The organism is Flavobacterium sp. 2755, from assembly GCF_031455715.1.
GTDB lineage: Bacteria > Bacteroidota > Bacteroidia > Flavobacteriales > Flavobacteriaceae > Flavobacterium.
The window spans coordinates 109,509-134,893 of the sequence record NZ_JAVDTG010000008.1 but is presented as its reverse complement, the minus strand read 5'-3'; the positions used below and the strand labels follow the sequence as shown (position 1 = coordinate 134,893).

Sequence of the window (25,385 nt, the reverse complement as noted above, 5' to 3'; positions counted from 1 at the left end):
ATAACTTATATGGTTTTAAAAAAACTTGATAATTGTTTCTTATTTCATTTGATAACAAATGTTATTGCCTGCCCATAAACGGCGCTATAATTTTGCTCCATAAAATTTAATATTTATAATAATTATGAAAGCAGCAGTAGTTTATAAAAAGGGCGAATTGCCAAAATATGCAGAATTTCAAGAGCCAATCGCATCAAATGAAAATGAGGTTTTAATTTCGGTTAAAGCCGTGGCGATTACCAATCTGGACAAAGGAATTGCAACCGGAGAACATTATTCTTCAGAAAATGAAAATCAAAACGGATTTGTAATTGGCAGTGACGCCATTGGTTTGCTCGAAAACGGAACCAGAGTTTATGCCCGCGGAATTTCAGGAACAATCGCCGAAAAAGCTTTAGTAGAGAAAAACAGAATGGTCGCATTGCCAGAAGGAATTGAAGATGCAACGGCGGCAGCAATGCCAAATGCAGTTGCAGGTTCGGCAATGGCACTTCGTTTTAGAGCCGGAATAAAATCAGGAGAAACGGTTTTAATTAATGGCGCAACTGGTTTTACAGGTCAAATGGCCATTCAGATCGCGAAGCATTACGGAGCGAAGAAAATAATTGTTACCGGAAGAAATGAGAAAACACTTCAAACTCTTTTAGAATTAGGCGCTGACGAAATCGTTTCTTTAAAACAGAATGACGAAAGTTTTATTTCTCAATTAAAAGAAATTCATCAAAATACACCAATTGATATTGTTTTGGATTATTTGTGGGGACATTCAGCAGAACTGATTCTTTCTGTTTTAAAAGGAAATGGAAATTTTACTCCTAAAACGAGATATGTTTCTGTGGGTTCAATGTCTGGCGATACCATTCAATTATCAGCTCAAATTTTACGAAGTGTTGATTTGCAATTGTCTGGCTCAGGTTTAGGAAGCTGGACAAAGGATGAAGTGAAATTGTTGTTTTCAGAAATTCTTCCTGAAATGTTTCTTTTAGCTTCTCAAAATAAACTAAAAGTAAATATTGAAAAAGTGAATTTAGTCGATATAGGGAAAATGTGGGACGCTGACGTTTCTGATGGAAAGCGATTAGTTGTGATTATATAGTAAATACAAAAGGTTTGACTTTTTAAATATCGTCAAACCTTTTTTATAGTATCTAAAATCATTAAGTCTATTCTTTAGACAGCATTAACTCTTTGATGTATTTAACCGGAGCGCTTCCAAAACTTAAGAATTTCTCGTGAAATTTTTTCAAGTTAAACTTATCTCCTTCTTGTTTTTTTAGCTCCTCTCTTAAGTTGTAAATTTCAGTATATCCGGTAAAATAAGAACATAATTGTACTTGCGACAATGTAACACGCTTCCACTTCCCTTCAGCTTCTGCCTGTTGCTGAAATGCTTCTTTGATTAGCAGGTTCAAAGCTTCATCTTTTGACATGTTATGGGTGTGGACACTAATGTCTAAAATAGTATTACACGTTGTTCTCAGGTTCCATTTATAATACATCAACCACATTTCGTCAGAATTTTTATAACCGCTTTCCAGCATCATTTTTTCGGCATATACAGCCCAGCCTTCCACCATAGCTCCATTTCCTAAAATTGATTTTATAATACTTGGTGATTGATTACTGTAAATTAATTGTGTATAATGGCCTGGAATAGCTTCATGAATGTTTAAAATCTGAAGAATATAATCATTGTACTCACGTAAATAACTTTCTGAATTTTCAGCTGTCCATCCAGACATGCTTCCAACATTATAATAAGTATTTGCATTTTTGTCATATGGCCCAGGAGAAGATATAGAAGCTCCTGCAACTCCTGCCATATAAGCCGGCTCTTTACGTACTACTAAAGGTTTTGACGAATCGATATATAATAAATCTTTTGCTTTAACGTAGGCTGTTAACTCCGGAATTTGTTTTTCAATCTCCGATTGAAATTTTTCAGGTGTAGTATGCTGTAATGAAATTTTATCAATTACCTGTTTTATTAAATCTAGTTTATCAGCAGGTTTTGGCTCATTTCCTTTATATTTTGTCCATAGTTTATCTGCTAAAACAAACATTTTATCATGCAGGTCTTTTTTATGATCAAGAGCAATTTTGTAAATCTCATTAACATTATAACCGGACTGAATTTCAAAATTGAATTTTTTGTCATATAAAACAGTTCCCAATCTAAAAGAGCGAGGTTTTTTGTTGGGTAAATTTTTCAGCCAGTCTGCATAACCTTTTATTGCTTTTACAGAAACCTGTGCTTTGTTCATAATCTCTTTTTTCTCAGCATCACTTAGTTTACTTTTTTTCAAAGCAGTATTTAGATCTGTTTCAAAAACAGATGATCCTCCAATGTTTTGAGCAATAGCAAGTTCTGTATGTTCTATTGTTGGGTTTTTGATCTTCTTTTTTGCAGCTTCATAGTAAGCAGGAATATTATTCATTTTAGTATTGAAAGCACGAAGACGAACTTCTAACGAATCATAATTTCCATTTAAAATTTCTGCAAATGAACTACAGACATTGTACTCAGATGGATTCCACTCCGATGATTTTAATTCATTAATATTAAAAACTGTGCTTTCAAGCTGATTTTTAATCATATGAAAATCCGTTTTGTTGTTGTCAGATAAACTTTGGATATCATATTGTTTTAAAGAATCTAATTGTGCATTTGCAAAATCCAGCTGTCTTTTTTCTTCGGCAGCATTTGGAATTAGTAAAATGCTGTCCAGCTTGTGATAGCCCACATTAGAAGCCCAGCCGGGATAAACTTTCCATAAACTGGTTATAAATCCCTCTTTATAACGATCAAATTTTTGATCTAAGGAATTATCCGCCTTATTACTTTTGTTACAGGAAAATAGCAGTGTAACAGCACAGATTGAAATAAATATTTTTTTCATTTTCTTACTGGATATGTTTTATTAGGAGTAAAAACCAAATGTCAATATTTCAATAGTTCTAATAAAACTTCCTCAAAACGATTTTTAGCTAAAAATTGATCTTCTAAAGCTTTTGTAAATGGAATTGGTGAATCTAAACTTGCGACTCTTTTTACAGGGCCGTCTAAATATTCGAAACATTCTTCCATAATTAAAGCCGAAAGATCACTTGCGATTCCGCCAAACATAGTGTCTTCCTGATAAATAATAGCTTTTCCAGTCTTTTTAACCGAAGCAAAAATAGTTTCGGTATCAAGCGGTTGTAAAGTTCTTAAGTCAATCAAATCAGCTTGGATTTCAGGATTATTGGCTAAAGTTTCTAAAGCCCAGTGAACCGGAGCTCCAAAAGCAATAATAGTTACGGCAGTTCCTTCTTTTAATAAAGCTGCTTTTCCAAACGGAATGGTGTAATAATCTGTTGGAACATCCTGATAAATACTTCTGTACAATTGTTTGTGCTCAAAAAACAAAACGGGATTTGGATCGTTAATGGCAGTATTCAATAGACCTTTTGCATCATATGGAAACGCCGGATATACAACTTTTAAACCTGGAGTTTTAGTAAACCAAGCTTCATTTGTTTGTGAGTGAAATGGCCCGGCTTGTGTTCCTCCGCCGCAAGGCATTCTAACCACAACATCAGCTTTTTCGCCCCAGCGATAATGTGATTTTGCTAATAAATTGACAATTGGGTTAAAACCTGTCGAAACAAAATCAGCAAACTGCATTTCAACAATTGCTTTATAATTATTAATGGATAATCCCATTGCAGCCGAAACTACGGCGCTTTCGCAGATTGGTGTATTGCGTACTCGATCTTTCCCAAAAGCATCAACAAATCCTTCTGTAATTTTAAAAGCACCACCATATTCAGCAATGTCCTGACCCATAATGACCAAGTTTTTATTACGCCACATAGATTGTTCTAAACTATTTCGGATTGCATCTATAAAACGAATATTTTTTACTTCTTCGCTATGAGTATATTCTTCATATTCAAAGTCTTTATAAACATCATCTAATTCTCCACTGTAAGTTGGTTCTATTTCAGGTTCGGCATTTGCCATTGCCCAGTTTTCATCAATTTCTAGCTTGATTTCAGCACGCAATTTCTGATCAAGATCTTCGGTAAGAACTCCAATTTCTGTTAGATATTTTCTATAATTGGTAACCGGATCTTTAGCTTCCCATTCATCCATCAATTCTTGCGGAACGTATTTTGTACCACTCGCCTCTTCATGCCCGCGCATTCTGAATGTTTTAAATTCTAATAAAACCGGATGCGGGTTCTCAATCATTTCTTTTTTTAACTTCGACAACTTGTTATAAACTTCAACAATATTATTTCCGTCAATAATCCAGCTTTCTATACCGTAACCAATTCCTTTATCAGCAAGGTTTTCGCATAAATATTGTTCATTTGTTGGTGTAGAAAGTCCGTAGCCATTGTTTTCAATAACAAACATAACCGGAAGCTGCCAAACCGCTGCAATGTTCAATGCTTCATGAAAATCACCTTCGCTTGTTGCGCCTTCTCCGGTAAAAACAGCTGTGATTTTTTTATTATCCTGAAGTTTATTGGCAAGTGCAATTCCGTCAGCAATTCCTAATTGCGGACCTAAATGCGAAATCATTCCTATAATATTGTATTCCTGAGTTCCAAAGTGAAAACTTCTGTCACGGCCTTTTGTAAAACCGTTTGCTTTTCCCTGCCATTGCGAAAAAAGTCTGTGCAATGGAATATTTCTGGTAGTAAACACACCCAGATTTCGGTGCATTGGCAATACATATTCAGATTCGTCTAAAACAGACGTTACCCCTACTGCAATAGCTTCCTGACCAATTCCTGAAAACCATTTTGAAACTTTTCCTTGTCGGATCAAAATGAGCATTTTCTCTTCAATCAAGCGCGGTTTCAGGATTTTTTTATATAAATCTAGTAATTTTTCGTCAGTCAGGTTTTCTCTGTAAAAGATCATTTTGTAGTAAGTTTAGTTTTTCAAATATAAAAAAATATAACAATTTCATCTATAATTGTTAAATAATTTAAAAACGCGTATTTATTAATTTTATAAAAATAGAAAATAATTTGCAGTTTTCAGTTTAAAAAAGGCGAACGCAAATATAATGGGATTTTTTTGTCAGACCAGAATTTTATGTACTATTTTGACTACAAAAAAATAAATACATTAATTTCTAAGATTTTAGAATTAATATTCAGAATTTGTATTAAAAATTGGATATAAAACTAAATTTTATAGTAATTTATAAAATTCAAATATAAAATATTCTCTACCTTTGTTATTGAAAGGCTTAATACGCCTTTTTTTCTTAAATAAAAATGTAAAGTATGCAAAACATTCCTAGTGTAGACTTACGTGATTTCCTTTCGGACGACCCGAAACGTAAACAAAAATTTGTAAATGAAATCGGCAGTGCATTTGAAAACATTGGCTTCGTTGCCTTAAAAGGTCATTTCTTAGATGACAAATTGGTAGACGAACTTTATGGTGAAATTAGAAAATTTTTCGCCTTGCCAGTAGAAACTAAGCATAATTATGAAATTCCCGGAATTGGCGGCCAAAGAGGTTATGTATCTTTTGGAAAAGAACATGCTAAAGGACGTAAAGAGGGAGATTTGAAGGAATTCTGGCATTTTGGCCAGTATGTTGACAAAGATTCCAGATGGGCTTCAGAATACCCTGAAAATGTAGAAGTTAAAGAATTACCTCGTTTTAATGAGGTTGGTAAAGATGCTTACCAAATGCTTGAAAAAACGGGAATTTATGTTTTAAGAGCTTTGGCTTTACATCTTGGACTTGATGAGTTTTATTTTGATGATTATGCAAAAGAAGGAAACTCTATTTTAAGACCAATTCATTATCCACCAATTACTTCTGAGCCAGAAAACGCGATTCGTGCAGCGGCTCACGGTGATATTAATTTAATCACTTTATTAATGGGTGCTCAGGGTAAAGGACTTCAGGTTCAAAACCACGATGGCGAATGGATTGACGCTATTGCAGCAGACGACGAATTGGTTATTAATGTGGGCGATATGTTGTCCAGACATACTAATAATAAACTTAAATCTACAATTCATCAGGTTGTAAACCCGCCTAGAGAATTATGGGGAACTTCTCGTTATTCAGTTCCGTTTTTTATGCATCCTGTAAGCGATATGCGTCTGGATTGTTTGGATAACTGTATTGATGCAGAACATCCTAAGAAATATGAAGATATTTCAGCGGGCGAGTTTTTACACGAACGTTTGGTAGAATTAGGTTTAATTAAGAAATAAAAACTTAAAATCTCAATTTTTAAATTCCAAATTCCAAACTTTTCTTGGAGTTTGGAATTTAATTTTTAAATACCTTTATGGTTGAAATTTATTTTTAGAATAAAAAAATATGGACTTAAAAGATCAGTTAAAAAACTTATTTCCAGATCACGAAGAATCAAATGAACCTGAGCAAATTCAGGAACAGGATCATGTTTTGTATGTACAGAAAGAACCAATGATTTGTAAATTTGAGAAACGTAAAGGAAAACCAACGACTATAATTGAAGGTTACGAAGGAAGTGATGAAGATTTTAAAGTATTAGCCAAAGAAATCAAAACAAAATTGAGTGTTGGCGGTACTTTTAAAGATGATTCGATCATCATTCAAGGCGATTACCGCGACAAAATTATGGCAATTTTAAAAGAAAAAGGATTTAAAACTAAAAGAGTTGGTGGGTAGATAATTTTAGATTTCTGATTGTAGATTTTAGATTTCCAAACTGTATGAATTTAACCGTAAAGTTCGCAAAGCTTTGTGTAAATTTGATTGAGTGGAATTTATAATTTGTGAATTGGAATTTAAAAAGACGCACTGCTGTGCGCCTCTACAGAAAAACCTTTGTCCCTTTGCACCTCAGAACCTTAGAACCTAAAAAAGAAATGATAAAAGCATCAGAATTAATACTTAATCCAGACGGGAGTGTATACCACTTAAACCTTCGTCCTGAACATATTGCCAACGATATTATTTTTGTTGGAGACCAGAATAGAGTTGAAAAAATTACTCAGTTTTTTGATTCAATTGAATATTCGACACAAAAAAGAGAATTTAAAACCCAAACCGGAATTTATAAAGGAAAAAGAATCTCTGTAATGTCAACCGGAATTGGGCCTGATAATATCGATATTGTTTTAAACGAATTAGATGCTTTAGTAAACATCGATTTAAAAACACGTCAGCCAAAAGAGAAATTAACTTCTTTAAATATTGTTAGAATAGGAACTTCGGGATCGTTGCAGGCAGATATTCCTGTAGACAGTTTTGTAATGTCAAAATTCGGATTGGGTTTGGATAACATGCTTCGCTCCTATTTAATTGACGAAGTTTCGAATATGGCTCTTGAAGATGCTTTTATTCATCACACCAACTGGGATATTAGAAAAGGAAGACCTTACGTGATTCCGTGTTCTGAGAAATTGGAAAAAGTTATTGAGTCTGATAAAATTTTTAAAGGAATAACCGCTACAGCCGGAGGATTTTATGGTCCGCAAGGCCGTGTTTTGAGATTGAATATTCAGGATGAAGAATTAAACAATAAAATGGATAATTTTAATTTTAATGACAATCGCATTACTAATCTTGAAATGGAAACGGCAGCAATTTATGGGCTTTCTTCTCTTTTAGGACATAATGCCTTATCTTTAAATGCAATTATTGCCAATCGTGCTTCGGGAACTTTTAGTGAAGATCCTTATAAAGCTGTTGATGAATTGATTACTTATACTTTAAATAAACTGGCTGGGAATTAATGGATCACATATTCTCAAGGACATTAGGTAGGTTTATATGCGGAATTGGAGGCATATTTAGATGGTGCTTTTTTCAATTGTTAAATATTTTAATTGAAGAAAAGTTTCCTAAAGAATTGGATTACTATTGGTTTAATGACGATACAACTGTAGATAAAAATGGATTTACAGCAATTCAGAAAAACTATATGGCAGGAATAATTTTGTTCATAATTTTTATATTTCTAATTAAAATACTTGAATAATGTTTTTAAGAGTAGCCAGACATACGGATAATTTACAAAAAATTGAAGATTTTTATGTCAACGTTCTCGGTTTTGAACAATTGGGAGGTTTTGAAAAACACAATAATTACGACGGAATTTTTATTGGAAAATCAGGTTTAGACTGGCATTTTGAATTTACACAATCAAAGGTAAAAGCCAATCATTCTTTTGATGAAGACGATGTAATTGTGCTTTATCCTAAAACAATTTCAGATTATAACGAATTAATAAATAAGCTTATACACCATAATATTGCAACGATAACTGCAGCTAATCCGTTTTGGAACGAAAACGGAAAAATGATTCAGGATCCAGACGGTTATCGTATTGTAATATCATCCTTAAAAGCCATAATAAACGAAATAGAATAATGCAGGAAACACATAAAAAAATATTATTTAAATATTACAGTGATTATTTAGAAGAAACAGTTTCAGAAACCATGTGGGCCGAAATTGTAGATTTAGAAAAAGGACTTTTTAAATTAGATAATATTCCATTTTTCGGGCCGTTGATTGCAACTGATGATTTATTTTATGCCGAATTTGATGAAGATGAAGAACGCCTGGTTTACAAAGAAACGATTGAAAATTCAGGAAATTCAATTGTTCAGGTGATCATTTTAGAGAAAGGATTTGACAAGGAAATTATTAGAGAAAAACTAAAGGCAATAAATTGTTTATCAGAAGGATTAAATGATAATTTTCTTTCTGTAGAAGTGGTTCGCGATGTTGATTATTCGATTGTGAGAAGTATTTTAAACGAATACGAATCTCAGGAAATTATTCAATATGCAGAACCTTGCCTTTCAGACAAACACAGGGCTGATTTAATAAAAAACTAAACTTACAAACTTAAGAATACGCATACCAAACTTAACTTAAACTTAAACTATAATGAAAACTGTAAAAATTGTAGGTGTTCCTGAGCACTTCAATCTGCCATGGCATTTATGCATTGAAAATGGCGAATTTGAAGCAGAAAATATCGATTTACAATGGAAAAACGTTCCTGAAGGTACCGGAAAAATGTGTCAGATGCTGCGTGACGGCGAAGCTGATATGGCCGTTATTTTGACAGAAGGAATTGTAAAAGATATTACGGCAGGAAACCCAAGTAAAATTGTTCAGATTTATGTGCAGTCACCTTTAATTTGGGGCATTCACGTTGCAGCAAAATCAGATTTCGAAACTGTAAAAGATTTAGAAAACAAAAAAGTTGCGATTTCAAGAATTGGTTCAGGTTCACAATTAATGGCTTATGTAAATGCAAATGAACAAGGCTGGAACAGCGATAATTTGCAATTTGAAATTATTAATACTATCGACGGTGCTGTAGAAGCCCTGACAAACGAAACTGCAGATTATTTTATGTGGGAGCGCTTTATGACAAAACCGCTGGTTGACCAGGGAATTTTCAGGCGTGTTGGCGACTGTCCTACTCCATGGCCTTCATTTGTGATAACGGTTCGCGATGAATTCTTGAAAAAGAACCCGAAAGTGGTTGAAAAAGTATTGGAAGTTATCAATAAAACAACGCATGATTTTGCGCAGATTCCTGATATTGACAAGACTTTAGCCGAATTATTCAATCAAAAAGTCGAAGATATTCAGGAATGGCTGAAACTAACACAATGGTCACAAAAACATTTAAGTGAAAAAGCATTTATCAAAATTCAAAATCAATTATTTGATCTGGGAATTATTGATAAAAAAAGTACTTTTGTTGAAACGGTGAAAGCGCTGTAAAACTGCTTTTGATTCTTATGATAAATTTTCCCAAAATTGACCTACCGCAGCTAAAATCCAAATTACAGGTGAAATCACCTTGGGATAGGATTATTATTTCTGTGTTGAGTCTTTTTATTACAATACCGATATTTATCATTCTGCATCAAAACCTGATCGATCTGGAATGGGCTTTCAATCTGGATCGTGTTTTTATATTCATTTTTGTTTTTGCTGTTGTTTTCTTTCTGCTAATGTACCTTCGAACCATAATCATTTTATGTGTCGCGGTTTATTTATTGATTTTATTTTACGGATCAGTTATTGGAAACTATGGTTTCAGCGAAATTTCTGAAGATTATAATTCGATGATTTATACCATGTCAGACAATCCATACCCGCAGGATATAATTGTGGCAAAACTGCTTCCGTTTCCCAATAAATCAAAAATTATAAGTGCCATTGAATATCAAAATCCGAAAGTTCGAAATTTTGCTATTATGGCTACTTCAAAGCATTTTAAAGGAATAAAAGGCTATTCTGATTACAGAACCATAATTCAGTGTTTTGCTGTTTTTAAAGAAATAAACGGACGCTGGAATTATGTCAACGACCCAAAAGAAGGCGATTATATTGCTACTGCCAGCGAATCACTAGAATATTTCTCGGGAGACTGTGATGATCATTCTATTTTAATGGCGGCGGCAATTCGCTCGATTGGCGGAACCCCAAGGCTTATACATACTAAAGGCCATATTTATCCTGAAATATTAATAGGCTCAATGATTGATCTGGAAAAGGTCAATTATTTAATTAAAAATGTACTTTTTCAAAGAGAAAGTTATGGTAAAAATCTGCATTACCATATTGATGAACGCGGTCAGGTCTGGATGAATTTGGATTATACTGCAACTTATCCCGGAGGCCCGTTTATGTATGAAGAAATTCTGGGAGCTTTGACTTTAAATTGATTTTTCAAGGTCTTAAAAAATGCTGTTTTTGTATAAAATGTTAGAAATCAGATAGATTAAATGCACTTTCTGTAGCTATAATGTTAGTGATAATATTTTTTTTTGTAACTTTTCATTTCTAATCTTTAATCACAAAATCATGAAAAAATCTAAATTATTTATCTTCGCGATTGCATTGGCTGCAGTATTAATGATTTCATGTTCTAAGAGAAATACATTGATAAGCTCTTGGAAAATAACAGCGGTAGAACCGAAAATCCCCATTTCGGATTCTTTAAAAACTGTAATTTTAACAGATGGAACTTTAACATTTACAAAAGATGGGCATGTTACCGGTTTTCTGACAAGAGAAATAACAAACGGTACTTATGCATTGACAAAAGGGGGAAAAAGTTTAGTAATTAAAGATGAAGTTGGAACCCCATATCCTTGTGTAAGTACTATTACTAGTGATGAATTAATCCTGGACAGTAAAGAAATGAAGATTACGCTCAAAAAAATATAAGCTTTGCTATCCTAATATAACCACTAAAGCAATAAAAAACTCCTTAAGTAAATCATTTAAGGAGTTTTTTATTGCTATGAATTTTTTAAAATTTTAAAAACATATTCTTTATAACTGGCTCCAATTGGAATTTCAATATTTCCAATTTCGACATCATAAGGCGTAAATGCCGTGATGTTTTTTAGGTTAATAATAAAAGAACGATGAATTCTCAGGAAGTTTTTATCCTGCAGTTCTAATTCAATATCACTGATTTTATATTTGGCATTTAATTTTACACCATCTTTTTGATGTACAATAATATAATCTTTGACACTTTCGATATACAAAATAGTGTCGACGTTTACTTTATTGAATTTTGGCCCATTTTTGATGTAGATATAATCTTCCTGCGAAGGCGTAATTATCTTGCTGTTTACAGGGCCGCTTATTCTTAAATAACGATCTGCCGCTTTAAAAAAACGATCGAAAGTAACCGGTTTTAAAAGATAATCTACAATATCAAGTTCGTAGCTTTCTAAGGCATATTCGCGATAAGCAGTAGTAAAAATAACAGCCGGCGGATTCTTTAATGTTTTTAAAAAATCGATTCCTGTAATCTGAGGCATTTTAATATCTAAAAACATCAAATCTACAGCCGTTGTACGCAAAACATCGGCGGCTTTTAAAGCGTTTGGGCAAGTACCTACCACTTCAAAATAATCTAATTTACTAATATGATTCTGCAATAAGCTGATTGCTAAAGGCTCGTCGTCGACTAATAAACACTTTATTTTCATTTTAAGCTAAATTATATTCGGTTGCTAAATTAATCTGTAAATAAGCCGTAAAATCCTTTTCGGTTTTAGTAACATCAAAAGTATAATGTTCCGGATAAATTTTATCAAGCTGCTGGATAATATTATTTAATCCAATTTTTCCATTTCCAGATTCGCTGTCAATTTTATTGATGGAGTTTACAATCTTAAACTCAAAATGATCACCTTGCAGTTTTAAATCAATTTGAATGTTGGGAGAACTTCCCGTATCCTCTCCTGCTCCATGTTTAAAAGCATTTTCGACCAAAGAAAGCAAAATCAAAGGCGCAATAGATTTATTGTGATCGATTGAATGATTGAATACTACGCTTAAATGCTCGTCATATCTCAGTTTTTCGAGCGTAATATAATTTTCAAGCAAGGAAATCTCCTGAGAAATAGGAACATAAGTCGCACTGCATCGGTATAAAATACAATCTAAAATCTCAGACAAAACAGCAATTGATTTTGAGGTTATTGGAGAATTTGTGATGGAAAGCGAATAAATATTATTAAGCGTATTAAACAAAAAATGAGGGTTTAATTGTGCTTTCAGGATTTTTAATTCGGTTTCTGCTTTTTGTTTTTCCAGCAGTAAAGATCTTTTTTGAACGACATATTGATCTTTTATCAATTTTATAAAAATAAAAAATATGGATAACGAAAGAATATGTAAAAAATAAGCTCCAAATAAAGTAGGTAAATCAGTCAGGATTTCGGCAATAGGTTCCTGATTAAAAGGTCGTTTGCGCGTAAGAGTTTCCAAGCCGTACACCATTGCAATTCTGGCAATAACAGAGATAGTATAACTTCCCAGAACCAATTCTGCCCAAACCCAATTATGCTTTTGTGTAATCATTAGGCGGGGTAAAATTCTATAAGACATAAAATAAGCACCAATGATAGAAAACAATTCATAATATAATGTGTATGCTATATCAACCCATAATTCTTCTGGTTCAGAAGAAGTGTTTTTGCTAAAAAACATAATAAAAATAAATGTCCAAAAAATAATATGGGTACTTATTCTGTGCTCTTTAGAGAAATTTATAATTTTTTCGAATGGTGTCATTTTTTTTAAGTTGCTGAGTTGCTAAGGTTCTTAGATCCTAAGATTTTTTCTAAAGCTCTATTATTTTGTTCTAAGCTAATGATTAAAAAAAAACTTAGTCCCGATAGCTATCGGGACAGTATCTAATAACCTTAGCAGCTTTAAGTAAAATCAAAGTTAACATTTATTTAGAAAGACAAAATAGTTGTCGATGAACATGCAAAAAAAAGATACGAACATATAAAAATTGACTATAAACACGATTTATGGTTTCTATTTGATTGTTTATACGCAATAATCGCCCTTATATCATGCGTGAAAATTTTGAGTGAAATTAAAAAGGAGTTTTGCTTAAAATTCTAAACCAATCAAAAAATGAAACAGTTAACATTATTAATCGTATTACTATTCAGCTTCACATCTGGAGCACAAACATCACAATTTACTATCAAAGGAAAAATAGTAGATTCAAAAACCAAACAAGCATTACCTTATGTAACGCTTTTATTATCATCTGCAGAAAATAAAAAAGAAGCCGTTACAGACACTGATGGAAATTACATTTTAAAAAGTAATTCCGGAAATTATCAGTTGAAAGCTGTTTACATGTCGTACAAAACTTTTACGGCTGAAAATATTCAATTGAATAAAGATATTGTCATGAAAGACATTCTTTTAGAAGAAAACATCAATCAATTAAACGAAGTAAATGTTATTGCCGAAAAATCAGCGGTAGAAATGAAAATTGATAAAAAAGTCTTTAATGTTGGTAAAGATATTTTATCCAGCGGCGGATCTGCAAATGATATTTTAAACAATGTTCCTTCGGTAAACGTTGACATTGCAGGAGTTGTAAGCCTTAGAGGAAACAGCAGCGTTACAGTTTTAATAAACGGAAAACCTTCTATGCTGACCACTAATAATGGTTTATCGCAAATAGCGGCGGCCAATATTGAAAAAGTAGAAGTGATTACCAATCCTTCTTCGGCATATGAGGCTCAGGGCGGCGCGGGAATCATTAATATTATTATGAAAAAGAACACGATGAAAGGTTTTAACGGTTCGCTTCAGGCCGGAATTGGAAATCCTGCGAGACATAACGTAAATGCCAATGTGAGTTACAAAACAGAAAAGGTGAATCTTTTTGGGAATTTGGGGTATCGTTATTTAGATATTTATGGTTACAACAAACAGTTTCAAACGAATACGGATAATGGCACAACGACTATTTTAAATCAATATGATGATATGAAACGAAGCATTAGCGTTTATAATATGTACGTTGGCGGGGATTATTATATCAATTCAAAAAACACGCTTACAGGAAGTTATTACCGTAGTAAAGACAACAATAACAACAAAATGCATTACAACTACAATTATGCAAATACCAATAATGTTACAGATAGTATTATTTCGAGATCTGAAAAATATAAAGAACCTCAAATTTACAATGCATTAGAATTAAATTATGTAAAAACGTTTGACAGAAAGGATAAAAAATGGACCACAAGTTTACAATACGATTTCTGGAATAATGATGAAAACCAATACATTACACAGCAAAAAACATTTCCTTTTAATACATCGGTTTCTAATTTGTATTCAAGAGACATTGAAAGCAGTAATGATATTTTTATAAAATCTGATTTTGTAGATCCAATTTCTGAAAATTCTAAAATTGAAATGGGAATTAGAAGCGATCTGCGTGCGCTGAGAAGTGATTATCACACCATTCTGGACAATGTATTGCAGGAACAATTTACCAATAAATTGAAGTACGATGAGAATTTATATAGTGCTTATTTTCAGTTTTCGAGCAAATATAAAAAGTTTAATTACCAGTTAGGACTGCGTTCAGAACTATCAGATATAAAAATTGCAGATACAAAAAACACGTTTAACAATGCTAAAAACTACATTAACCTCTTCCCTACACTGCATTTTGTGTATAATTTAACCGAAAAAACAGATTTGCAATTGAGCTATAGTAAGCGTATCAACAGACCAAGATTCTGGCAGTTAAATCCGTTTTCGGGAGTTTCAGATTTAAGAAATTTAACCGTAGGAAACCCAGATTTAAATCCAATGTTTACCAATTCATTTGAGTTTACATTATTAACAAAACCGGGGAAATTCAGCATTAATCCGTCTGTTTATTACAAACACACAACCAATTATTTTGAATATATAGTAAAACGTACGGATGAAAATTATTTTGTAAGCACACCTGTAAACCTTGATACTGAAGATCGTTATGGTGCAGAAGTTTCAACAACTTATAATCCAACAAAATGGCTTAGACTGGCTTTAGATTTTAATTATTACAAATTTAAACAACAAGGTACTTTTGAAAATGTAAATTATAATGCCGAAGATCAAACCTGGCTTTCCAATTTTAGATCTGTAGTGAAGTTTCCGAAAATTATTTCGGGAGAATTCAGTTTTAGATACCGAGGAAAAAATCAAGGCGTTCAATCGCTTACAGAGGCTCAGTATAGCGCAAATTTAGGTTTGAGCAAAGATTTTCTTGGAGATAAAATGTCGGTAACTTTAAATGTAAATAACTTATTCAATTCGCAGATTACGACTGAAAAAATTACAACTCAATATTACTATTTAGAATCTGAAGCCAGATCACAAGGAAGATATATCAACCTTAATGTTATTTATCGTTTTAACAGAAGCAAAAATGATGCTGACAGACTTCCTGACGGAATGTAAAATCTTAATTTATATAAATAAAAAGCCGTTTTAACGAATTAAAACGGCTTTTGCTTTTATTCTCTTAGAATTTTTTCCATTTTTCTTCCTTTCGCCAATTCATCTACTAATTTGTCCATATACCGAATCTTTTGCATTAGTGGATCTTCGATATCTTCTATTCGGTAACCGCAGATTACGCCAGTAATTTTAGATGCATTTGGATTTAGGTTTGGTGCTTCTGCAAAAAAGGTTTGCAAATCTGCTTTTTTTTCGATTTGATCTCTGAATTGTTTATCGTTATAACCCGTCAGCCAAAGTATAACCATATCTACTTCTTCTGCTGTGCGTCCCTTTTTCTCTACTTTTTCTTTGTATAATCGATAAATACTCGCAAATGAATATTGAAATACTTTAGCATTATTATTCATGTTTTCTTCTTTTTTATAGAATTTAAAATTATAAAAAAACGTCTGTAATTGCTCATAACTTCAAAAAAATATAAAATTTTTCGTAAAAAATATTGCGCAGTCAAATGACTTCATTATATTTGCAGTCAAATAACTGCATAATGGAAATACGTAGAGATGTTTTTCAGGCAATTGCCGATCCAACGCGAAGAGCAATTTTAAATTTGGTGGCCATACAAGCGATGACGCCGGGAACGATAGCGGAAAATTTTGATTCGTCAAGACAGACCATTTCGAAACATATTAAAATATTAACGGAATGCGAACTCCTTGACCAACAGCAAAACGGACGCGAGATTTATTATTATATAAATCCTAAGAAAATAAAAGAAGTAGCTGATTTTATTGAGCCTTTCCGCCAAATGTGGGACGATCGTTTTAATAAATTAGAAAGTATAATGAAAAACTATAAACCCAAAAAAGATTAATTTATGGAACGCAAAACAAAAATTAATGCCGAAAATGGCCAGCAGGAAATCGTAATTACAAGAGAATTTGATCTTCCGGTTGATTTACTTTTTAAAGCTTATGCAGAACCTGAAATTGTAGAACAATGGATGGGAACAAAAGTGGTAAAACTAGAAAACAAACAGCATGGCGGCTGGCAGTTTGAAACGAAAGACCCAAACGGGAATGTTGTATTTAGTGCCAATGGTGTCATTCATAATTTTGTTCCTAATGAAAGAATTACGAGAACTTTTGAAATGGATAATGCCAATTTTGCGCCTCAATTGGAGTTTTTGGAGTTTGAAGAACTTACAGAAGATACAAGCAGACTTACCATGCAAATTATCTACAAATCTGTAGAACACAGAGATCAACAACTGAAATTACCTTTTGCACAAGGTTTGAATTTCGCACACAATCGCTTACAGGAAATAGTAAACAAACTTAAATAAATCGTTATGAGCAAAAGAAACAAAATTATTTATTGGATTGCCACAATTTGGCTGGCATTAGGAATGACTTCAACCGGAATTGTTCAAATCATAAAAATGAAAGAAGAAGCCGATATGATGGCACATTTAGGCTATTCGCTTTACTTTTTAACCATTCTTGGCGTTTGGAAAATATTAGGTGTAATTGCTATTTTAATTCCTAAGTTTCCTTTATTAAAAGAATGGGCTTACGCAGGATTCTTTTTTGCAATGAGCGGTGCTATTTTCTCTCATTTTGCCGTAGGTGATTCTGGTATAGCGTATTTCGGACCGACATTATTATTGGTTTTAACAGTTACTTCATGGTATTTTAGACCGATTGACAGAAAAGCTGTTGTTTAAGTGTTCAGTATTCAGTTTTTAGTGTTCAGTCGCAGTTTACAGATTGTCAGGCTGAGCGAAGTCGAAGCCCTCGTTTCGTAAAAAGCCCTTCGACTTCGCTCAGGGTGACACCTGTTTTCAAAACTAAAAACTGAATACTAAAAACTGAACACTGTAAACTCCCTAATAAACTTGATTAAAAAAATCAGTTAAGAACTGTAAATTGCTTTCTACATGCATAGCGTCAGTCATTTTTAAAGTATCGTCTGTTATTTCTTCCATACGGCTGCGCATTTTATTTTCAAATAAAGAAACAGCATCTTCTATAGTTTCATGATTACCAAAACAAAATATTTCATAAAAATCTAAAGCATCGGCCATTGCCTGGTTTGCTCCTTCTCCTGCGTAAGGCGGAATACGATGTGCAGCATCACCAATTATGGTAAGATTTGGCAGCGGTTTCCAATATTGGTCAGTTGGAAAATGATACATAGGTCTTGGAATAATAGAAATTTCATTGGTTTCAAAAATTTCCTGCCAGTCTGAATTCCATGTTATGAATTCTTTTTTAAACCATTCAGCAACGGAGCTTTTATCTTTAAAATTAATTCCGGAATTGATAACCCAATTATCTTCTGTTTTTATTCCAATTAAAATTGTTAGCGTGCCATCAGCTTTTGAGCTGCAAAAGAATGTTTTACCTTCTTCTAGCGCAAAAAGTTTTCCGTCGTTTACAAGATTCCAAAGATTTGGCGCGTTTTTTTCTGCTTTATAAATATTAATTTCAACAGCGGTAACGCCCGAAAATATAGGCTGAATATCTGTAATATATTTTCTCACACGCGAATTTGCACCATCAGAAGCAATTACAAAATCGGCATAAGTTGTCATTCCATTTTCAAAAGAAATTTCCCAGCCAGTTCCGGAAGGTTTCATTTGGGTGAATTTAGAATTCCAAACTACATTTTCTTCTTTAAGTGAAGCAATTAGTAAATCACGCAAAGGCCCGCGGTCGATTTCCGGGCGAAAATGTTCATTCCCGAAATTTTCTTGAGGTTTTTCTTCCTGATCATCAAATACCACATTCATATCTTTATTGGCAATTCGCATTTTATCTGCTCCGGGACGATAGTATTTTTTAAATTCTTCCATTAATCCGGCTTCCTGCATGGCTTTTAAACCTGTATCTTCATGCAAATCAAGCGTTGAGCCTTGCTGGCGAATATTTCGGTTTTCGTCTCTTTCATAAACTTTTACGTTTAACCCTTTTTCTTGTAATAATCGGGCAAGAGTTAATCCGCCTGGACCGCCGCCAATAATGGCAATTTTTTTATTATCTAATAACATAATTATATCGTTTTTACTTTGTTTAAATTTTCATTACAAAATTATCTGTATCTTTATAGATAAAATATCCGATTTTGACATTAAAATAGTCGTAAATGAAAATTGAAGTTGTAGATAAAAACGGTTCCGGAATCCTGCAGAAGTTTGCCGATGCAATTGGAGCTCGTGTACGCGGACGTTTTATTGATATTCCGCAGCATTTAGGCGAAGGTTATATGACTGGTTTTACATGGGGAAATGACTTGCGAATGATGATCAGGAATTATTATTTAAAAGAAGAAATTGTTCTTGAACGTAAAAATGAAATTCCCGAAGGACAAGAAAATGTGATTTTTTTTCTCAGCAGTATTTTTGATTCTTCTAACCAAAAACAAGAAACAATAATCGCAGAACAGCCCAATGTTTTTATTGCCATGCAATCTGTTTCTTCTGTAATGGCGATGCCTCAAAATACATTTTTTAGAAGTATAACCATTTCGGCATCAAGAGAATATTTAAAACAACACTTCGGAGAATTAAACCATTCAATAGTTTCAAGCATTCTTTCGTCTAAAGATACTTTTGCTTACGAAATCGGAATTTCTCCCGCTATGATTACAACAGCAAGCGAAATGCTGTATCAATCTGTTCCCGAAAGTTTAGAGAATCATTATAATAAACTAAAATGTGAAGAACTGCTCTGCCATATTTTTGCTTTGTTATTACAGCGTGAAGAAACACCGTCGAGCGGAATTCATATAAAAGATATTAAAGCAATTTATGCCATAAAATACCATTTACAATCTAATTTAGATAAAGCACCGGAGATTAATTCACTCGCAAAAGAAGCCGGAATGAGCGAACCTAAACTTCGAAAATTGTTTAAGCAGACTTTTGGAAAAGGTGTTTTTGAATATTATCAATATATGAGAATACAGGAAGCCGCGAGACTTTTAAAAGAAAAACATTTATCAGTTTCAGAAGTTGGTTATCAATTAGGTTTTACTAATTTAAGTCATTTTTCTAGGGTTTTTGAACAGCAAATTGGATTGAAGCCCAAGAAATACTCCGCATTATAATTTGAATATTTAAATTTGCAATAACTTTATTATTTAATAAATGAGCCTGCTAATTCAATCAGCTTTGCCAGAGAATTCTATTTCGCATTTTGTTCACAGCTTTTGGATGTTTGAGAACAATACGGGAAAAGAAATTCCGTCGACTATTTTACCAAACGGAATGGTTGATTTGGCGGTTATGAATTTAAATGCTGATAACTGGGAAAAAACGATTCGGGGTTTAGATACAATTCCGAGTCAGATTATTATTCCCATTGGAACAAAAATGTTTTCTATTGGCTTTAAATTACTGGCTGTAGAGTATTTATTTGGAGATTCTATCAAAGATGTTTTAAATACGGGAAGAATTATTTCAGACGAAATCTGGCAATTTAATACAGATGATTTAAAAACTCTTGAGAATTTTTGCAGTAAAGCAACCCAAATAATAAACAGCATTACAACATCAGATATTGACAACCGAAAAAGAAAATTATTTGAGCTTATTTATTCTTCAAAAGGATCAATAGCGGTAAAGGAACTATCTGAAAACGTGTTTTGGAGCAGTCGCCAGATTAATCGTTACTTTAATCAGCAATTTGGTATTTCGTTAAAAGCTTATTGCAATATTCTGCGCTTTGGTTCTTCGTTTAAACCTATCAGCGAAGGCATACTTTTTCCCGATCAAAACTTCACAGATCAAAATCATTTCATCAAAGAAATCAAGAAATACTCCGGCGTAACGCCAAAAGAATTAAGTAAAAATAAAGACAATCGTTTTATGGATATTGTTGCAATTAAAAAAATGAATACCAAAAACGACTGATTTTTACTATTTCTTCTTCTACAGTCTTCTCAATTTTGTAACCTAATTAAACAATAAAAATTATGTTACTTACAAATAAAAAAATAGCCATTATTGGTGCAGGTCCGGTTGGTTTAACAATGGCCAGATTATTACAGCAAAACGGAATTGACGTTACAGTTTACGAAAGAGATAAAGATCCAAAAGCAAGAATTTGGGGTGGAACGCTCGATTTACATAAAGGTTCCGGTCAGGACGCGATGCAGAAAGCAGGATTGCTTGAAACGTATTATAAAATGGCGATTCCGATGGGAAGAATTATGACTGATTATAAAGGAAATGTATTGTTTAGTAAAGAAACTACTGAAGAAGAACAATACGATGGTCCTGAAATAAACCGAAATGATTTAAGAACATTATTAATTGACAGTTTAAAAGAGAATACAGTTGTTTGGGATAGTAAGCTAACTGAAATTGAGGAACAAAACGGAAAATCGATTTTGTATTTTGAAAACGGAAAAACGGCAGCCGCTGACTTTATTATTGGTGCAAATGGCGGTATGACTTCTATTAGAAAATATATTACAGATGCCGAAGTTGAACTTACGGGAACGTATATGATTCAAGGTGAAGTTTCTGCATCAGAAGCTAAATCTTTAGATTTTTATGATTTGTGCGGTGATAAAATTTTGATGACTTCTAACAATGGTAATTTATTGGTAGCCAATCCTAAAAATAATAATGCCTTAAGTTATAATGTCATTTTTAAGATGCCAGAAACGTTAGAAATCGATTTTCAAAATATAGAAAACGTCAAAGCATTTCTTTTGAATAAACTTTCTGATTGGGGAGAATCGTATAAAGAATTATTTGGTGCCACTTCTTTCTTTACAGGATTACCAACTAAAAAGATTTCTGTAGAAAAAGCGTGGAAAAATAACCGCCCCTTGCCTATTACGCTTATTGGCGATGCAGCACATTTAATGCCTCCTTTTGCCGGACAAGGTGCTAATATTGGACTTCTGGATGCATTGATTTTATCTGAAAATCTATTAAATGGAGAATTTCAAACCATTGAAAGTGCGATACATAATTACGAAGATAGAATGTTTGTTTATGCAAAAGAAGCACAGCAAGAAACCAGAGAAAATGAAATAGAAATGCTTAAAACTGATTTTACTTTTCTAAAATTTGTGGATTAATTTATCATCATTTTAGAAAAAAATCTGCAATTTGTAAAACCTTCAAGATTATATTTTGAAGGTTTTATTATTTTTTATGCTTTCGTAAAATATTCTTTTTAGGTAATTGAATTAATTCTATATTAGACTTGTTAAAATACTATAGATAAAATAGTATTTTAAGAATTTGATTTTAGCAAAACCTTTACAAATTATGAAAAGAACTTTAATATTTATAAGCGTAGTTTTAGTATCTATAACTGTCGGGTTTTTAATTGGTAAAGAAAAATTTGAATATAAATCAGTTAATGAAGAAGAAACAAAAACAGATACTTCCAGGACAAATGCTGAAATACGATTTGAAAATAAATTTCCTACTTATGCAGTTAACGGCGGATTACCTGATAAAAAAGACAAATACAGATATATTGTAGATAATTGGTATAATTTCCGTTTTGTTGTAAGCGGTACATCCTGTACAGATATTAATAATCAAATTGTTGATATCAATCGTAATAATAGAACAGATAGTATTTTAAAAAAGCGTATTGGTAAAAACTGGAAGGAAAAATTTGAAAAAAGTGTTGATAGTCTTTATAAAATCGATTCGCTGGCCATGTTTATTGCTGAAAAAGATATTTCAGTAAAAAATGTCATAAAGCAAAAAACAATACAATCTGGTCCGCAATATACGCAGTATAGATGTTATCCAACAACCAATAGAAATTTAAAGATTGTAAGCGTTGAGTGGCGTGGCGTGATTTACAAAGATTCTACAAAAGTGAGTTTTTTAAGAGCAATCGTGGATCTTAAAGGAAGAAAAGTAAAAGAGATCGAAAAAACAGAAAAAGAAGCAGATTTTTTTAATTATTAATCTTTTGTTTTAAATAATTTTATCTTCGTCAAAGAAATAAACCTTTATAACTAAAAGCTAAAAATATGTCAGATTCACAAAATCAACAAGACGATACAACTCCAAAAGTTACCGGAATTGGCGGTATTTTCTTTTTTCTTGAAAACCCGAAGGAAACTAAAGATTGGTATGCTAAAAATTTAGGATTAGAAATAAATGATTGGGGTTCGGCAAGTTTTGAATCCAGAAATCTTGATAAACCAGAGCAGATAGAATCAACACAATGGTGTCCTTTTAAGAAAGGCGATGAATATTTTTCTCCATCAAAAAAAGATTTTATGGTGAATTACCGTGTTCAAAATATTGAAGGTCTTGTAGAAAAACTTAAAGCAAATGGCGTAACGGTTCTTGATAAAATTGAAAGCTATGATTATGGCAAATTTGTGCACATAATGGATACAGAAGGCAATAAAATTGAGCTTTGGGAACCGGTTTATTAAATTAATAAAAGTTAGTCTCATTAATTACAAATAAACGCTCACGCCTTTTATGAAAGAAACAATAGTTAAAATTATTAGCAACGGATTTTTATATGGCGTTTATACAATATTCCTTTGTTTTTGCATAGGTTATTTTATAATGCCGCTTAAAACTCTTTTAATATTCTCAATTCCAATTGCACTTTGTTCCATGATTTTAAATGGAGCGATCTATACAAGATTTACAAAACCAGTAAAAGTTCTCGAAAAGATTCAAATAAATACAGAAGACTCCGAAAATGTGATGATAGAAGCACCCGCAAATCATTTGATAGATAATGATATTGTTTCGGGAAAACTATGTTTGACAGATAAAAGATTATTGTTTAAAAGTCATAAACAAGAAGAATTTGTTTGGGACAAAGCAGAATTACATACAATGGTTTTCTATCGTTCTTTTAAAAATAAAGGCGGAGAATTTACACTAAAAAATAAAGCAGACCGAAGATTAATGTTTGAAGTTGACCAGCTTAAATCTTGGAAAACGCTATTACAAAATAACTAATTTAAAAAAACTAAAAATCAATAATTTAAACCAATGAACGAAATATTTAAAATTAAAGAAAACGGATTTAATGAAATAAAAAAGCAGTTAATAATAAAGTCAATTCCTTTTTTTCTGATTACAGTTTCTTTTGGGTTTGCTCTATCTTATATTAATTCAAAAGATAAAGAAAATGTTTTAAGTAGTTTACTATTTACAATACCATTCGTTGGTTTATCTATGGCTTATGGTTTTTCTAAAGTTCTAAAAAGACAAAAAAAAATATTTGAAACTTACAGATTAGTATTTTCAGAAGGTAATGTCTTTAGAGAGCAATTTAATACGCCTACAGTAAATATTCAATTTAACGATATTCAATCTATCATTAAAGAAAAGAAAGGAAATTATACTATAAAAGGAAAAACCACAGTGGAGACTATTTTAATTCCTTCTCAAATTGAGAACCAGGAAGGATTAGAATTGTTATTTGATAAAATTAAACCAATAAGTAACAGTGTTCAACGTACATTTGATGAGAAATATAAAATCCCAATATTATTAATAACGATTTTTTCTATGGGAGCTGTTTACGTAGCAACCAATAAAATTCTTGTTGGAGTTTGCGGAGTCTTGGTAACAGTTATTTTATTGAGATCATTTTTTCAAATTAAAAATAATAAGAATATTGATAATAAAACCAAACAAGGAAGTTATTTTATATTTTTAGTTTTGGCATCTATTATTGCAGTGACAATTATGAAGATTACTTATAACTTTAATTCAATTTAAAAATGGCAGCAACTGTTGAGGAAACTATCAAAAAAGCATATTCTGCATTCAACGAAAGAAACATCGATAACGCATTATCGACAATGCAGGAAGACGTGCAATGGTCAAAAGCCTGGGAAGGCGGTTACATAAGCGGACACGATGAAATCAAGCAATATTGGACAAGACAATGGACAGAAATAAACCCAAAAGTTGAGCCCGTAGGTTTTGCAGAAAGAAATAATGGAAGTTTGGAAGTTAAAGTACACCAAAATGTAAAAGATTTACAAGGCAATTTAATGTTCGACGGATTGGTAAAACATGTTTATACTTTTCAAAACGGACTTATAAAAACTATGGATATTGAATTGATTGAGAATTAATTCTGTAAATAATTAAAAACGCTCCATTAAAAAATAATGGAGCGTTTTTAATTTGTATTATAATTACATTCCCGGCCAATATAAAAAATTGAATTTATGTCCGTCAGGATCGGTAAAACCAAAAGTATAACCTACTTCAAAATCTTCAGGTTCAGAGAAAATTGTTCCGCCAGCTTTTTTAATTTTTTCGTACCAAAGGTCTACTTCTTCCCTGCTATCTGCAGATAATGAAAAGATAATTTCATTTTCAGTATTTGTGTTCGTTAATTTACCTTTTAAAGCCCACTCAAATCTTTTTGGAGTAAAAAAGTTTATTATAAAATTACTGTCTGCAAATGAAAAACTAACTAGTTCACTTGTTTCTTTCCCATTTTGTTTGAAACCTAATGCTGTATAAAATTCAATTGTTTTTTGTATATCATTTGTTACGAGGTTTCCCCATATCATTCTAGTTTTCATAACTTTAGTTTTTAATTAGATAAATAAA

At 32.3% G+C, this 25,385-nt stretch carries 28 protein-coding genes; 21 read left to right on the top strand and 7 right to left on the bottom strand.

Going from position 1 to position 25,385, the window contains the following annotated elements; translation table 11 throughout:
* The first annotated feature begins 124 nt into the window (after positions 1–124).
* On the top strand, positions 125–1,096 hold the full coding sequence (locus J2Y38_RS18305; RefSeq protein WP_309845356.1) for a zinc-binding alcohol dehydrogenase family protein: 972 nt from the start codon (positions 125–127) through the stop codon (positions 1,094–1,096).
* A 67-nt stretch (positions 1,097–1,163) separates the two neighbouring features.
* Here the strand turns inward: J2Y38_RS18305 and J2Y38_RS18300 are convergent, their stop codons facing one another.
* Together J2Y38_RS18300 and J2Y38_RS18295 are read right to left on the bottom strand one after the other, a co-directional pair.
* Positions 1,164–2,900, bottom strand: coding sequence for a DUF885 domain-containing protein (locus J2Y38_RS18300; RefSeq protein ID WP_309845355.1), 1,737 nt, complete (start codon positions 2,898–2,900; stop codon positions 1,164–1,166).
* 41 nt (positions 2,901–2,941) lie between these two features.
* The gene (locus J2Y38_RS18295; RefSeq protein ID WP_309845353.1) at positions 2,942–4,918 is read right to left on the bottom strand and encodes a dehydrogenase E1 component subunit alpha/beta; all 1,977 of its coding nucleotides are present in this window, start codon (positions 4,916–4,918) and stop codon (positions 2,942–2,944) included.
* Positions 4,919–5,289: 371 nt separating this feature from the next.
* On the opposite strand from J2Y38_RS18295, the gene J2Y38_RS18290 reads away from it, so the two are divergent.
* The 8 genes from J2Y38_RS18290 to J2Y38_RS18255 all read left to right on the top strand — a co-directional run bounded on the left by J2Y38_RS18290 (position 5,290) and on the right by J2Y38_RS18255 (position 11,221).
* A complete protein-coding gene (locus J2Y38_RS18290) occupies positions 5,290–6,240 on the top strand; it encodes a 2-oxoglutarate and iron-dependent oxygenase domain-containing protein (RefSeq protein ID WP_309845352.1) in 951 nt (316 codons plus the stop codon).
* Between the two features lie 109 nt (positions 6,241–6,349).
* The gene (locus tag J2Y38_RS18285) at positions 6,350–6,682 is read left to right on the top strand and encodes a translation initiation factor (RefSeq protein WP_073482965.1); all 333 of its coding nucleotides are present in this window, start codon (positions 6,350–6,352) and stop codon (positions 6,680–6,682) included.
* Positions 6,683–6,882: 200 nt separating this feature from the next.
* Positions 6,883–7,752 (top strand): nucleoside phosphorylase, encoded by an 870-nt coding sequence (locus tag J2Y38_RS18280; protein WP_309845351.1) that lies wholly within the window; start codon positions 6,883–6,885, stop codon positions 7,750–7,752.
* A gap of 244 nt (positions 7,753–7,996) precedes the next feature.
* Positions 7,997–8,389: a VOC family protein gene (locus J2Y38_RS18275; RefSeq protein ID WP_309845349.1), complete on the top strand. Its 393-nt coding sequence runs from the start codon at positions 7,997–7,999 to the stop codon at positions 8,387–8,389.
* Positions 8,389–8,862 carry a DUF4265 domain-containing protein gene (locus J2Y38_RS18270; RefSeq protein WP_309845347.1) on the top strand — a complete coding sequence of 158 codons (474 nt, stop codon included), beginning with the start codon at positions 8,389–8,391 and terminating at the stop codon, positions 8,860–8,862. Before J2Y38_RS18275 ends, J2Y38_RS18270 begins: the two co-directional genes overlap by 1 nt.
* Positions 8,863–8,914: 52 nt before the next feature.
* Complete coding sequence (locus tag J2Y38_RS18265; protein WP_309845346.1) at positions 8,915–9,766, top strand: substrate-binding domain-containing protein; 852 nt, start codon at positions 8,915–8,917, stop codon at positions 9,764–9,766.
* A gap of 17 nt (positions 9,767–9,783) precedes the next feature.
* A complete protein-coding gene (locus tag J2Y38_RS18260) occupies positions 9,784–10,716 on the top strand; it encodes a transglutaminase (protein WP_291150840.1) in 933 nt (310 codons plus the stop codon).
* A gap of 139 nt (positions 10,717–10,855) precedes the next feature.
* Positions 10,856–11,221, top strand: a complete 366-nt coding sequence (locus tag J2Y38_RS18255) for a hypothetical protein (protein WP_309845342.1) — start codon at positions 10,856–10,858, stop codon at positions 11,219–11,221.
* 74 nt (positions 11,222–11,295) lie between these two features.
* Here J2Y38_RS18255 and J2Y38_RS18250 read toward each other — a convergent pair whose 3' ends face one another.
* Both J2Y38_RS18250 and J2Y38_RS18245 read right to left on the bottom strand, forming a co-directional pair.
* Positions 11,296–12,000, bottom strand: a complete 705-nt coding sequence (locus J2Y38_RS18250) for a LytTR family DNA-binding domain-containing protein (protein ID WP_309845341.1) — start codon at positions 11,998–12,000, stop codon at positions 11,296–11,298.
* A 1-nt stretch (position 12,001) separates the two neighbouring features.
* Positions 12,002–13,090 (bottom strand): sensor histidine kinase, encoded by a 1,089-nt coding sequence (locus J2Y38_RS18245; RefSeq protein WP_309845339.1) that lies wholly within the window; start codon positions 13,088–13,090, stop codon positions 12,002–12,004.
* 354 nt (positions 13,091–13,444) lie between these two features.
* Here J2Y38_RS18245 and J2Y38_RS18240 point away from each other — a divergent pair, with 354 nt between their 5' ends.
* A complete protein-coding gene (locus tag J2Y38_RS18240; RefSeq protein WP_309845337.1) occupies positions 13,445–15,793 on the top strand; it encodes an outer membrane beta-barrel family protein in 2,349 nt (782 codons plus the stop codon).
* A gap of 56 nt (positions 15,794–15,849) precedes the next feature.
* On the opposite strand, the gene J2Y38_RS18235 is transcribed toward J2Y38_RS18240, so the two are convergent.
* Positions 15,850–16,203: a DUF2200 domain-containing protein gene (locus J2Y38_RS18235; protein ID WP_309845334.1), complete on the bottom strand. Its 354-nt coding sequence runs from the start codon at positions 16,201–16,203 to the stop codon at positions 15,850–15,852.
* Positions 16,204–16,343: 140 nt separating this feature from the next.
* On the opposite strand from J2Y38_RS18235, the gene J2Y38_RS18230 reads away from it, so the two are divergent.
* The 3 genes from J2Y38_RS18230 to J2Y38_RS18220 are packed head-to-tail and all read left to right on the top strand — an operon-like array spanning position 16,344 to position 17,522.
* Complete coding sequence (locus J2Y38_RS18230; protein WP_180861798.1) at positions 16,344–16,670, top strand: helix-turn-helix transcriptional regulator; 327 nt, start codon at positions 16,344–16,346, stop codon at positions 16,668–16,670.
* A gap of 3 nt (positions 16,671–16,673) precedes the next feature.
* On the top strand, positions 16,674–17,141 hold the full coding sequence (locus J2Y38_RS18225) for an SRPBCC domain-containing protein (RefSeq protein ID WP_309845331.1): 468 nt from the start codon (positions 16,674–16,676) through the stop codon (positions 17,139–17,141).
* A 6-nt stretch (positions 17,142–17,147) separates the two neighbouring features.
* Complete coding sequence (locus tag J2Y38_RS18220) at positions 17,148–17,522, top strand: DoxX family protein (RefSeq protein WP_309845329.1); 375 nt, start codon at positions 17,148–17,150, stop codon at positions 17,520–17,522.
* Positions 17,523–17,684: 162 nt separating this feature from the next.
* Here J2Y38_RS18220 and J2Y38_RS18215 read toward each other — a convergent pair whose 3' ends face one another.
* The gene (locus J2Y38_RS18215) at positions 17,685–18,848 is read right to left on the bottom strand and encodes an NAD(P)/FAD-dependent oxidoreductase (RefSeq protein ID WP_309845327.1); all 1,164 of its coding nucleotides are present in this window, start codon (positions 18,846–18,848) and stop codon (positions 17,685–17,687) included.
* A 95-nt stretch (positions 18,849–18,943) separates the two neighbouring features.
* On the opposite strand from J2Y38_RS18215, the gene J2Y38_RS18210 reads away from it, so the two are divergent.
* From J2Y38_RS18210 to J2Y38_RS18175, 8 genes are all read left to right on the top strand, one after another.
* Positions 18,944–19,906 carry a helix-turn-helix transcriptional regulator gene (locus J2Y38_RS18210; RefSeq protein ID WP_309845324.1) on the top strand — a complete coding sequence of 321 codons (963 nt, stop codon included), beginning with the start codon at positions 18,944–18,946 and terminating at the stop codon, positions 19,904–19,906.
* Positions 19,907–19,946: 40 nt separating this feature from the next.
* The gene (locus J2Y38_RS18205) at positions 19,947–20,711 is read left to right on the top strand and encodes an AraC family transcriptional regulator (RefSeq protein WP_309845323.1); all 765 of its coding nucleotides are present in this window, start codon (positions 19,947–19,949) and stop codon (positions 20,709–20,711) included.
* Positions 20,712–20,773: 62 nt separating this feature from the next.
* Entirely contained in the window at positions 20,774–21,892 is a 1,119-nt protein-coding gene (locus tag J2Y38_RS18200; protein ID WP_309845322.1) for an NAD(P)/FAD-dependent oxidoreductase, read from the top strand.
* Between the two features lie 193 nt (positions 21,893–22,085).
* Positions 22,086–22,745: a hypothetical protein gene (locus J2Y38_RS18195; RefSeq protein ID WP_309845320.1), complete on the top strand. Its 660-nt coding sequence runs from the start codon at positions 22,086–22,088 to the stop codon at positions 22,743–22,745.
* A 65-nt stretch (positions 22,746–22,810) separates the two neighbouring features.
* Entirely contained in the window at positions 22,811–23,224 is a 414-nt protein-coding gene (locus J2Y38_RS18190) for a VOC family protein (RefSeq protein ID WP_309845319.1), read from the top strand.
* Positions 23,225–23,273: 49 nt separating this feature from the next.
* Positions 23,274–23,768 (top strand): hypothetical protein, encoded by a 495-nt coding sequence (locus J2Y38_RS18185; protein WP_309845318.1) that lies wholly within the window; start codon positions 23,274–23,276, stop codon positions 23,766–23,768.
* Between the two features lie 33 nt (positions 23,769–23,801).
* On the top strand, positions 23,802–24,536 hold the full coding sequence (locus J2Y38_RS18180) for a hypothetical protein (RefSeq protein ID WP_309845317.1): 735 nt from the start codon (positions 23,802–23,804) through the stop codon (positions 24,534–24,536).
* Between the two features lie 2 nt (positions 24,537–24,538).
* Entirely contained in the window at positions 24,539–24,898 is a 360-nt protein-coding gene (locus J2Y38_RS18175; RefSeq protein WP_309845316.1) for a nuclear transport factor 2 family protein, read from the top strand.
* Positions 24,899–24,961: 63 nt separating this feature from the next.
* Here the strand turns inward: J2Y38_RS18175 and J2Y38_RS18170 are convergent, their stop codons facing one another.
* Positions 24,962–25,357: a VOC family protein gene (locus J2Y38_RS18170; protein WP_309845315.1), complete on the bottom strand. Its 396-nt coding sequence runs from the start codon at positions 25,355–25,357 to the stop codon at positions 24,962–24,964.
* Positions 25,358–25,385 lie beyond the last annotated feature (28 nt).

Coding starts and splice junctions, on each gene's coding strand:
- J2Y38_RS18290 (WP_309845352.1), top strand. CDS start 5,290: ATGCAAAACATTCCTAGTGTAGACTTACGTGATTTCCTTTCGGACGAC.
- J2Y38_RS18185 (WP_309845318.1), top strand. CDS start 23,274: ATGAAAGAAACAATAGTTAAAATTATTAGCAACGGATTTTTATATGGC.
- J2Y38_RS18240 (WP_309845337.1), top strand. CDS start 13,445: ATGAAACAGTTAACATTATTAATCGTATTACTATTCAGCTTCACATCT.
- J2Y38_RS18295 (WP_309845353.1), bottom strand. CDS start 4,918: ATGATCTTTTACAGAGAAAACCTGACTGACGAAAAATTACTAGATTTA.
- J2Y38_RS18170 (WP_309845315.1), bottom strand. CDS start 25,357: ATGAAAACTAGAATGATATGGGGAAACCTCGTAACAAATGATATACAA.
- J2Y38_RS18300 (WP_309845355.1), bottom strand. CDS start 2,900: ATGAAAAAAATATTTATTTCAATCTGTGCTGTTACACTGCTATTTTCC.
- J2Y38_RS18275 (WP_309845349.1), top strand. CDS start 7,997: ATGTTTTTAAGAGTAGCCAGACATACGGATAATTTACAAAAAATTGAA.
- J2Y38_RS18210 (WP_309845324.1), top strand. CDS start 18,944: ATGAAAATTGAAGTTGTAGATAAAAACGGTTCCGGAATCCTGCAGAAG.
- J2Y38_RS18215 (WP_309845327.1), bottom strand. CDS start 18,848: ATGTTATTAGATAATAAAAAAATTGCCATTATTGGCGGCGGTCCAGGC.
- J2Y38_RS18235 (WP_309845334.1), bottom strand. CDS start 16,203: ATGAATAATAATGCTAAAGTATTTCAATATTCATTTGCGAGTATTTAT.
- J2Y38_RS18230 (WP_180861798.1), top strand. CDS start 16,344: ATGGAAATACGTAGAGATGTTTTTCAGGCAATTGCCGATCCAACGCGA.
- J2Y38_RS18270 (WP_309845347.1), top strand. CDS start 8,389: ATGCAGGAAACACATAAAAAAATATTATTTAAATATTACAGTGATTAT.
- J2Y38_RS18190 (WP_309845319.1), top strand. CDS start 22,811: ATGTCAGATTCACAAAATCAACAAGACGATACAACTCCAAAAGTTACC.
- J2Y38_RS18195 (WP_309845320.1), top strand. CDS start 22,086: ATGAAAAGAACTTTAATATTTATAAGCGTAGTTTTAGTATCTATAACT.
- J2Y38_RS18220 (WP_309845329.1), top strand. CDS start 17,148: ATGAGCAAAAGAAACAAAATTATTTATTGGATTGCCACAATTTGGCTG.
- J2Y38_RS18255 (WP_309845342.1), top strand. CDS start 10,856: ATGAAAAAATCTAAATTATTTATCTTCGCGATTGCATTGGCTGCAGTA.
- J2Y38_RS18265 (WP_309845346.1), top strand. CDS start 8,915: ATGAAAACTGTAAAAATTGTAGGTGTTCCTGAGCACTTCAATCTGCCA.
- J2Y38_RS18285 (WP_073482965.1), top strand. CDS start 6,350: ATGGACTTAAAAGATCAGTTAAAAAACTTATTTCCAGATCACGAAGAA.
- J2Y38_RS18175 (WP_309845316.1), top strand. CDS start 24,539: ATGGCAGCAACTGTTGAGGAAACTATCAAAAAAGCATATTCTGCATTC.
- J2Y38_RS18245 (WP_309845339.1), bottom strand. CDS start 13,090: ATGACACCATTCGAAAAAATTATAAATTTCTCTAAAGAGCACAGAATA.
- J2Y38_RS18260 (WP_291150840.1), top strand. CDS start 9,784: ATGATAAATTTTCCCAAAATTGACCTACCGCAGCTAAAATCCAAATTA.
- J2Y38_RS18225 (WP_309845331.1), top strand. CDS start 16,674: ATGGAACGCAAAACAAAAATTAATGCCGAAAATGGCCAGCAGGAAATC.
- J2Y38_RS18280 (WP_309845351.1), top strand. CDS start 6,883: ATGATAAAAGCATCAGAATTAATACTTAATCCAGACGGGAGTGTATAC.
- J2Y38_RS18250 (WP_309845341.1), bottom strand. CDS start 12,000: ATGAAAATAAAGTGTTTATTAGTCGACGACGAGCCTTTAGCAATCAGC.
- J2Y38_RS18200 (WP_309845322.1), top strand. CDS start 20,774: ATGTTACTTACAAATAAAAAAATAGCCATTATTGGTGCAGGTCCGGTT.
- J2Y38_RS18180 (WP_309845317.1), top strand. CDS start 23,802: ATGAACGAAATATTTAAAATTAAAGAAAACGGATTTAATGAAATAAAA.
- J2Y38_RS18205 (WP_309845323.1), top strand. CDS start 19,947: ATGAGCCTGCTAATTCAATCAGCTTTGCCAGAGAATTCTATTTCGCAT.
- J2Y38_RS18305 (WP_309845356.1), top strand. CDS start 125: ATGAAAGCAGCAGTAGTTTATAAAAAGGGCGAATTGCCAAAATATGCA.